Source organism: Vibrio sp., from assembly GCF_984391705.1.
Map to the genome: position 1 here is coordinate 1 of NZ_CFHWOM010000090.1, position 8691 is coordinate 8691.

8 protein-coding genes and 1 pseudogene are annotated in these 8691 nt (G+C 43.1%); 7 read left to right on the top strand and 2 right to left on the bottom strand.

Translation table 11 applies throughout. The features are described from left to right. Positions 1–65: pseudogene (locus AC4MRV_RS20835) on the bottom strand (chemotaxis protein CheX); the annotation flags it as partial. A 27-nt stretch (positions 66–92) separates the two neighbouring features. Beyond that, positions 93–542 (bottom strand): zinc uptake transcriptional repressor Zur, encoded by a 450-nt coding sequence (zur, locus tag AC4MRV_RS20840; RefSeq protein WP_491189214.1) that lies wholly within the window; start codon positions 540–542, stop codon positions 93–95. Between the two features lie 592 nt (positions 543–1134). Here zur and dusA point away from each other — a divergent pair. The 7 genes from dusA to AC4MRV_RS20875 all read left to right on the top strand — a co-directional run bounded on the left by dusA (position 1135) and on the right by AC4MRV_RS20875 (position 8168). Then, positions 1135–2136 (top strand): tRNA dihydrouridine(20/20a) synthase DusA, encoded by a 1002-nt coding sequence (gene dusA / locus AC4MRV_RS20845; RefSeq protein WP_491189215.1) that lies wholly within the window; start codon positions 1135–1137, stop codon positions 2134–2136. Between the two features lie 159 nt (positions 2137–2295). Beyond that, a complete protein-coding gene (pspG, locus tag AC4MRV_RS20850) occupies positions 2296–2505 on the top strand; it encodes an envelope stress response protein PspG (RefSeq protein ID WP_008072535.1) in 210 nt (69 codons plus the stop codon). A gap of 131 nt (positions 2506–2636) precedes the next feature. Next, entirely contained in the window at positions 2637–3305 is a 669-nt protein-coding gene (locus AC4MRV_RS20855; protein WP_491189216.1) for a TIGR04219 family outer membrane beta-barrel protein, read from the top strand. A gap of 149 nt (positions 3306–3454) precedes the next feature. Next, entirely contained in the window at positions 3455–3685 is a 231-nt protein-coding gene (locus AC4MRV_RS20860) for a hypothetical protein (protein WP_491189217.1), read from the top strand. Positions 3686–3812: 127 nt separating this feature from the next. Next, on the top strand, positions 3813–5675 hold the full coding sequence (locus AC4MRV_RS20865; protein ID WP_491189218.1) for an assimilatory sulfite reductase (NADPH) flavoprotein subunit: 1863 nt from the start codon (positions 3813–3815) through the stop codon (positions 5673–5675). Then, positions 5675–7396, top strand: a complete 1722-nt coding sequence (gene cysI / locus AC4MRV_RS20870) for an assimilatory sulfite reductase (NADPH) hemoprotein subunit (RefSeq protein ID WP_491189219.1) — start codon at positions 5675–5677, stop codon at positions 7394–7396. The genes AC4MRV_RS20865 and cysI overlap by 1 nt, the downstream gene beginning before the upstream one ends. Further along, entirely contained in the window at positions 7389–8168 is a 780-nt protein-coding gene (locus AC4MRV_RS20875; RefSeq protein ID WP_491189220.1) for a phosphoadenylyl-sulfate reductase, read from the top strand. Before cysI ends, AC4MRV_RS20875 begins: the two co-directional genes overlap by 8 nt. Positions 8169–8691 lie beyond the last annotated feature (523 nt).

Sequence of the window (8691 nt, forward strand, 5' to 3'; positions counted from 1 at the left end):
GAAGCCATCGTTTTTAGTACATTCATTAATGAAGCTAAAAACGGGTTTACAAATTCAGCGCGCATAACTTTCTTCTATATCTTTATTTCGCTTTATTCAGTTGAACAGTTTTTACAAACACCATGCGACTCAATTACATGATTGGTGATAGTAAATCCGTGCTCTTCTGCATTGTTAACTAGTAAGGCTACCAAACTATCATCTAGCAGTTCAATAACATTACCGCATTTATCACAGATAAGCATATGTGAATGATGCTTATGGGCGTTACAAGAACCACATTGTATATAGCTATTAGTGGACTCGACTCGATGTATAAACCCTTGCTCTAACAAAAAATCCAAAGCTCGATATACAGTTGGAGGTTTTGCTTGAGGTTCGGTTTGTTTGAGATCTTCTAACAGCTCATAAGCACTCGATGCTTTTGGACTTGCGCAGATCAACTCAAAAACACGTTTTCGTTGTGAGGTTAATCTAACTCCGCGAGCGGCGCATATCTCTTCTATTTGTGTGACTAGCTGTTGATCCAAACTGCTCACCATTACTCATGGACATTTTTAATAATATACCATTTATTGAGGTTTATCGTTGATCTATGGGTAATTTATGATTGCTTACTCAGTAAGTTACCCTGAGATGTCCCTCTGGTTTGTGTTGCTTAAGTTACTCTATGTTGAGCAAAAACGAAACAAGTTAAGTGATGAGCCGTTCTATTTTTCATTAAGCACTCCGCTTTGTTCTATATATGATAATGCATCTAGCGAGGTCATCGTTAAAAAGGAGTGGTGTGCAATCCCTATTGTTCACGGCTTCAAGTTGAGTGTGCGTAGCTTTAGGATACCAGTAGGCTAAAAGCTCACGAAGCTGTTCTTACATGCATTGTTTATGGGGTTATTTTAAATTAATTCAATTACTTGTGTTAAGTTTGTGTGATTGGTGGAGCTTTGGGGTTGCTGGTGGTAAAAAGCTTCTTTATCCATTTACGGCTTAAAATCAGAGGATTAACTTTATCTTGTTAGAGTGAGGAGAGTTGAAATGTCTGCTGATTCTTTTTCCTGAATGTTTCCTCTTCTGTGTGTATAATCGCGGATTCTGTTTTGACCACGATGCTCACTGTATAGCGAGACTCACCTTATGAAACCTGACAATACTAGTAAATACGCGGCTAACCGCTTTTCCATTGCACCCATGCTCGATTGGACGGATCGCCATTGCCGTTACTTCCACCGTTTGCTGACTAACGAAACTCTGCTTTATACAGAGATGGTTACTACAGGTGCGATCATTCATGGTAAAGGTGACTTTTTAGCGTATAACGAAGAAGAGCATCCAGTGGCGCTCCAGCTCGGGGGCTCCAACCATCAAGATTTGGCGACTTGCGCCAAGCTAGCAGCAGAGCGTGGCTATGATGAAATTAACCTAAACGTTGGTTGTCCATCTGACCGTGTACAGAACGGTCGTTTTGGTGCATGCCTAATGGCAGAGCCTCAGTTGGTAGCAGAATGTGTTGCTGCAATGCGTGATGTGGTGGATGTTCCGGTAACAGTCAAAACGCGTATCGGTATTGATGATCAAGACTCTTATGAGTTTCTGACCGACTTTGTTTCTATCGTTTCTGAGAAAGGCGGTTGTGAGCAGTTCACTATTCATGCCCGTAAAGCCTGGCTCTCTGGTTTAAGTCCCAAAGAAAACCGAGAGATCCCGCCATTAGACTACCCACGGGCGTATCAGCTGAAAAAAGATTTTGCTCATTTAAATATCGCAGTGAATGGCGGAGTTAAAACACTGGCAGAAACAAAAGAACATCTAGAGTTTCTCGATGGAGTTATGGTTGGGCGCGAAGCTTACCAAAATCCTTATCTGTTAGCAGAAGTGGATCAGCAGATTTTTGGTTTAGATAAACCAATCAAAAAACGCTCTCAGGTAGTAGAAGAAATGTACCCTTACATAGAAGCTCAGCTTTCTAAGGGGGCCTATTTGGGTCACATTACTCGTCATATGATTGGTCTATTTCAAGCGATGCCCGGTGCTCGTCAGTGGCGACGTTACATCAGTGAAAATGCGCATAAGCCAGGCGCAGGCATAGAAGTTGTTGAAACGGCACTGGCAAAAATTCCTCAAGAATTGAATGTGTAAAATTTACCATGTAGATGGTTAAAATTACCTTGTATAGAATAATGAAGAGCACTTATTTAAGTGCTCTTTTAATTTTTATTTAAATAAATTAGTCGGTTAGGTTTTTTTTCTAAGTTGGCACACATCCTGAAAGATGTAGTTTAAACAAAGGAGAAGCGTATGTTTGAACTAATCTTTATCTTAGTATTTACCGCTACACTGCTAGTCACTGGCGTAACGATGCTAACAGTATTTGCTGCTGTTGCATTTTCTATCGTTGTCATGGTGCTACTTGGAATGTTAGGCGCGGTACTCAAATTACTGCCATGGTTAATCGTCATCGCGCTTGGTATTTGGTTTTTTAAATCGCATGTAGCTCAAACTCGCTAGTTGCTATCCGATAGAAAAATTTGCTGGCATAGGGTGTGTGTATGGTAGTATTCGCGCATATCGTATACATCTCCTCTTGATAGCCATTCAATCAAGAGGAGTCTGGCACCACTATTGGGAGAAACAAGTTCATGGGTTTTAAAACCGCTGCCGTACTAGCTGCTGCTGTCATGTCAGTACCAGCCTTTGCTGATGAGTCATCGCTGACGACAAAAATTGGTGCTGAGATGTGGTGGCCAGGAACCAAGGTAAATGAAGTTCGCCGTGATAGTGATACTACTCCTAGTTTTTATGCTGCCATTGAGCACAATGTAAAGTATGTTCCTGATGCGAGAGTTCGTTACTCTAGCATTGATGCAGACTACATGGCTTTTGATAAACTAGATTTAACGCTTTATTACCGCATTTTTGAGCATGACTTAATGCATTTTGATGCGGGTGTGACTTTTAGTGATTTGTCTAACACTAAGTACATCAATGCTGAAGATGCAACACGTAATGCTACCTATGATGGCATGATATGGGCTTGGTATGGATATGCTGAGTTAACAGTGCCTGATACGTCTATCGATATTATTGGCGAAATGAATTTTGGCGATAACAACGGTATTAAGAGCACAGATTTGATGGCTGGTGCTCAATACCGAATGGACTTAGATGGTAATCAACTCGCTTTTAAAGGTGGATATCGAGTGATTGATTTGGAATCAGAAGATTTCCGCGTTGCTGGTGGTTCGGACTTAGGTAAACCTTTTGTCTTCGCTGACGGTTGGTTTGTAGGAGCTGAATTCAGCTTCTAAATTTGATATCGAATTCAAAAAACGCCGCTATTTATATAGCGGCGTTTTTTTATACCTATTAATTATATAAATAAGTAAATGCTCGCACTTTTGCCGCTTTCAACCATCCTTACTCTAGGAGCGTTGTGTCTGGCAGAGAAAGGAATCTCATGACGATTACTGAGCTAAGAAACTTATATCGAGAAAATAAGCTGGTAGAGGCCATCATTGAACCGTCTGCGCAAGAAGGGGCATGGATTGTAGAATTTCGCCATGCACGCGGAGGGTTTGTTTTACTTACTGACTCTCATGGTGAGGAGTGCCACTATATCGATTTGGATCTCGCTTCTAAATCAGCAATGGCCGTTGGTTTTAAACAAGTGAGAATTGAAGCCAAATAGCACAGGAAATTGCTCTCTTTCTAAATCCTTTAATTCCAAAAGTTATAAAACATTCACTTCTATTCTTTCTTGTTATTAAAGAGAGTGGTTAATCTATCATCACGCAATGAATAGGGATGTCGTGACCATGTCTTTAAATAAGAAAGAGTCCTCAACAAATAATGGACCTTCTCAGCAAGAATTACCGTCCATCGCTGCTCCTTTGAATGATCAGCAGCTTGGTTCTCTTCAACAAACAGTATCGGGTCTTTCCTCACAACAGCTTGCATGGGTGAGCGGTTATTTTTGGGGATTGTCACAAGTTCAGCCTCAAACCACTGGGGCGGCAACGCCAATCAGTCAGGCTGCCGCTGCAGTATCGGCTAAGCCTGCAGGTAAGTTATCTATTATCTACGCTTCTCAAACTGGTAACGCAAAAGGTGTTGCTGAAGCTCTGGAACAAGAAGCGAAAGCTCAAGGCATCGAAGTCGCACTGTTTGATGCCAGTGACTATAAAGGTAAGAACCTAGCCAAAGAAACTCACGTTATTATCGTTGCCTCGACTAACGGTGAAGGTGAAGCGCCAGATAATGCGATTGAGCTACATGAGTTCTTACAGTCAAAGAAAGCGCCTAAGTTACCAAACCTGAAATATGGTGTGATTGGCCTGGGTGACTCGAGCTATGAGTTCTTCTGTCAAACTGGTAAAGATTTTGATGCTTACTTAGCTAAGCAGGGCGCGACAGCCTTCATTGATCGTATCGATTGTGATGTTGATTACGAAGCGCCTGCATCTGAGTGGCGAGCAAAAGCGCTCGAGACAGTGAAAGATGATTTGTCTTCTGGTCAGGAAGCAGATGTTGTTCAACTTCCTGTCGCTCAGGCGGCGGCTCACTCTCTGTACTCTAAGCAAAAACCTTATACCGCTACTCTACTCACTAGCCAGAAAATCACTGGTCGAGACTCTGGTAAAGATGTTCGCCACGTTGAAATTGATTTGGATGGTTCAGGTTTAACTTACCAACCTGGTGATGCTTTGGGCGTTTGGTTTGAAAACAGCTCGGAATTGGCTAATGCCATCCTTAATAAAGTCGGCCTTTCGGGTGTTGAGAGTGTTGAAGTTGATGGTGAGAGCCTTTCGATTCATAGTGCTCTCGTTAGCAAGTATGAAATTACCGCGGCTAATCCGCAGCTTGTAACCAAGTTTGCCGAGCTATCTGGTAGTAAAAAGCTTGAGAAGCTGGTGGAAGATAAAGACAAACTTCGCGAATACGCAAGTAACACTCAAGTTGTGGATGTTCTTTCTGAGAAGAAAACCAAACTCTCTGCGGATGATTTGCTTGGTTTGCTTCGTCGCCTAACGCCGCGTCTATATTCGATCGCATCTAGTCAGACAGAAGTTGATGAAGAAGTGCATCTAACTGTTGGATTGGTTGAATATGACAAAGGTGATGAAAAACGTTTTGGTGGTGCGTCTAGCTTCCTATCTCAACGTCTGGAAGAAGGCGGTGAAGTGAAAGTATTTGTCGAAAACAACAACAACTTCAAACTACCTCAGGATGACAACACTCCAGTGATCATGATTGGCCCGGGTACAGGTATTGCTCCATTCCGTAGCTTTATTCAGGAGCGTGACAATCGTGATGCCGAAGGTAAGAACTGGTTATTTTTCGGTGACCGTACCTTTACTCAAGATTTCCTATATCAAGTTGAATGGCAAAAGTATCTTAAGTCTGGATTGTTAAATCGTCTTGATGTGGCTTTCAGTCGCGATCAAGCTGAGAAGGTCTATGTTCAGCATCGAATCCTAGAGAATGCAGAGCAAGTATGGCAATGGATCCAAGATGGCGCGTACATCTACGTTTGTGGTGATGCAACTCGCATGGCGAAAGATGTTCATGAAGCTCTGATTCATGTTGTGGAGCAGCATGGCAAATTATCACGCGATGACGCAGAAGAATTTATCAACGACTTACGTAAAGCAAAACGTTACCAAAGGGATGTGTACTAATGAGCAATAAGCAGGAAGTATTGGGCGAAGTTCTAGGGCCTCTTTCGGATAACGAGCGCCTAAAAACTCAGAGTAATTTTTTACGTGGCACGATCGAGCAAGATCTTCAGGACCGTATTACGGGTGGATTCACTGCAGATAACTTCCAATTAATTCGTTTCCACGGTATGTACCAGCAAGACGACCGCGATATTCGCAACGAGCGTGCTAAGCAAAAACTGGAACCACTGCATAATGTGATGCTTCGTGCACGTATGCCTGGTGGAATCATTTCGCCAAAGCAGTGGCTAGCGATCGATAAGTTTGCAACTGAACATTCGCTTTATGGCAGTATCCGTTTGACCACACGTCAAACATTCCAGTTTCACGGTGTGCTTAAGCCAAACATTAAGCTGATGCACCAAACGTTGAACAGCATTGGCATTGATTCAATTGCGACTGCGGGCGATGTAAACCGTAACGTACTATGTACCACAAACCCCGTAGAATCAGAGCTGCATCAAGAAGCCTATGAATGGGCGAAGAAGATCAGTGAACACCTACTTCCTAAAACCAAAGCGTATGCTGAAATCTGGTTAGATGGCGAGAAAGTAGAAACAACAGAAGATGACGAGCCAATCCTGGGTAAGACTTATCTTCCTCGTAAGTTCAAAACGACGGTTGTGATTCCGCCACAAAACGATGTTGATGTTCACGCTAACGACCTTAACTTTGTTGCGATTGGTGAAAACGGTAAGCTGGTGGGCTTTAACGTATTAGTCGGTGGTGGTCTGGCCATGACTCACGGTGACACTTCTACTTATGCTCGCCGTGCCGATGACTTTGGTTTTGTTCCACTAGAAAAGACACTTGACGTTGCCGCTGCGGTAGTAACGACTCAGCGTGACTGGGGTAACCGTTCAAACCGTAAAAATGCTAAAACTAAATACACATTAGACCGCGTTGGTGTAGATGTATTTAAAGCGGAAGTAGAAAAGCGTGCTGGTGTGAAGTTTGGCGATAGCCGTCCATACGAGTTCACAGATCGTGGTGACCGTATCGGTTGGGTTGAAGGTATCGATGGTAAACACCATTTGGCACTGTTTATTGAAAACGGCCGCCTACTGGACTTCCCGGGCAAACCACTCAAAACCGGTGTTGCTGAAATTGCCAAAATCCATAAAGGTGATTTCCGTATGACGGCAAACCAGAACTTAATTGTTGCTGGTGTGGCTAAGAGTCAGAAAGCGAAGATTGAGAAGATTGCCCGCGAGCACGGTTTAATTGATGACAACGTGAGTGAACAGCGCAAAAACTCAATGGCGTGTGTGGCATTCCCAACCTGTCCACTCGCGATGGCTGAAGCTGAACGTTTCCTACCTCAGTTTGTTACTGATGTAGAGGGCATCCTTGAGAAACATGGTTTACCTGAAGAAGAAAACATCATCCTTCGAGTCACCGGTTGCCCAAATGGCTGTGGTCGCGCTATGTTGGCTGAGATTGGCCTGGTAGGTAAAGCTCCTGGTCGTTACAACCTTCACTTAGGTGGTAACCGTGCTGGTACACGTATTCCTAAGATGTATAAAGAGAACATCACAGACAAACAGATACTAGAAGAGATTGATCAGCTCGTAGGTCGTTGGGCTAAAGAGCGTGAAGCTGGCGAAGGATTTGGTGATTTTGCTATCCGTGCTGGCATCATTCAAGAAGTCAAAGTATCTAAGAGGGACTTGCATGCTTGATTCTGTCGCTTCCAAACCGAAGTTAGCAGAACTGCTCTCATTAACTAAGACGGAGCAAATACTCCGTCTTGCCGAAATTAATGGAGAGTTAGAGAAGCTAACCGCCCAGCAAAGAGTGGCCTGGGCACTAGAAAATCTCGAAGGTAAGTTTGCGGTGTCTTCAAGTTTTGGTATTCAAGCTGCAGTTATGCTGCACCTTGTTACTCAACAGGCTCCGGATACTCCGGTTATTCTGACTGACACTGGTTACCTTTTCCCTGAAACCTATCGTTTTATCGATCAGTTAAGTGAACAGCTAACCCTGAACCTAAAAGTTTATCGTGCGGCTGAGAGCTCTAACTGGCAAGAAGCTCGCTACGGAAATCTATGGGATCAAGGTATAGAGGGAATCGAAAAGTACAACAAGATAAATAAAGTTGAACCGATGCGCAGAGCGCTCGATGAGCTCGAAGTAGCAACGTGGTTCTCGGGCCTGCGTCGCGAACAATCTAAGTCGCGTACCAACTTACCTATCTTGTCGATCCAAAATGGCGTATTCAAGTTCTTGCCGGTAATCGATTGGACTAATAAAGATGTCCACTATTACTTAGAAGAACATGGCTTGCCTTATCACCCACTGCGTGAAGAAGGTTACCTGTCGGTAGGTGATATTCATACGACCAAAAAGTGGGAGCCAGGAATGAGTGAAGAGGAAACTCGCTTCTTTGGTTTAAAGCGTGAGTGTGGACTTCATGAAGATGATGGTAACGAACAAGATGGTTCAGGTATCTAATTTATTCTCTTCTATATAGAAGAAAGGCCGCAATGCGGCCTTTTCTTTTTGCTGAAAATAGCGATGTGTGGATAACTCTGTGGGTATTATGTTTGCTTTCTAGGGGTAAAGTTGGACAAATAAGGCTTTGAGCGAAAAGTCGGCGTTTAAGTGTTATTTTTGCAATTTTTTCAAAATAACGCTTGCCAATGTGAGCGCGATCTCTATAATGCCTCCTCGTCGACAGGGCAAGAGCTCATAAGGGTTCAAGCAAAGTCGGCACGGTTTACTAGCCAAGTGGTAACGCTTGAAAAAAGTTTGAAAAAAGTGGTTGACACTAAAACTTAACTCGCTAGAATGGCCGCCTCTTCCGAAGTGATGCGAATCACAAAGAAGAAAGCTCTTTAACAATATAAACCTATCAATCTGTGTGGGCACTCGTTGATGATAATCCAAATAGATACTTCGGTATCAAATTAGGTTTCAATGAAACGAAGTGACCATTGAATCGAAAGGTTCAGCACAGTCAATTCAAACATTACTT

What these genes read in the sequence shown, in the direction of transcription:
- zur (WP_491189214.1), bottom strand. Translation starts at nt 542, where the DNA reads ATGGTGAGCAGTTTGGATCAACAGCTAGTCACACAAATAGAAGAGATA.
- dusA (WP_491189215.1), top strand. Translation starts at nt 1,135, where the DNA reads ATGAAACCTGACAATACTAGTAAATACGCGGCTAACCGCTTTTCCATT.
- pspG (WP_008072535.1), top strand. Translation starts at nt 2,296, where the DNA reads ATGTTTGAACTAATCTTTATCTTAGTATTTACCGCTACACTGCTAGTC.
- AC4MRV_RS20855 (WP_491189216.1), top strand. Translation starts at nt 2,637, where the DNA reads ATGGGTTTTAAAACCGCTGCCGTACTAGCTGCTGCTGTCATGTCAGTA.
- AC4MRV_RS20860 (WP_491189217.1), top strand. Translation starts at nt 3,455, where the DNA reads ATGACGATTACTGAGCTAAGAAACTTATATCGAGAAAATAAGCTGGTA.
- AC4MRV_RS20865 (WP_491189218.1), top strand. Translation starts at nt 3,813, where the DNA reads ATGTCTTTAAATAAGAAAGAGTCCTCAACAAATAATGGACCTTCTCAG.
- cysI (WP_491189219.1), top strand. Translation starts at nt 5,675, where the DNA reads ATGAGCAATAAGCAGGAAGTATTGGGCGAAGTTCTAGGGCCTCTTTCG.
- AC4MRV_RS20875 (WP_491189220.1), top strand. Translation starts at nt 7,389, where the DNA reads ATGCTTGATTCTGTCGCTTCCAAACCGAAGTTAGCAGAACTGCTCTCA.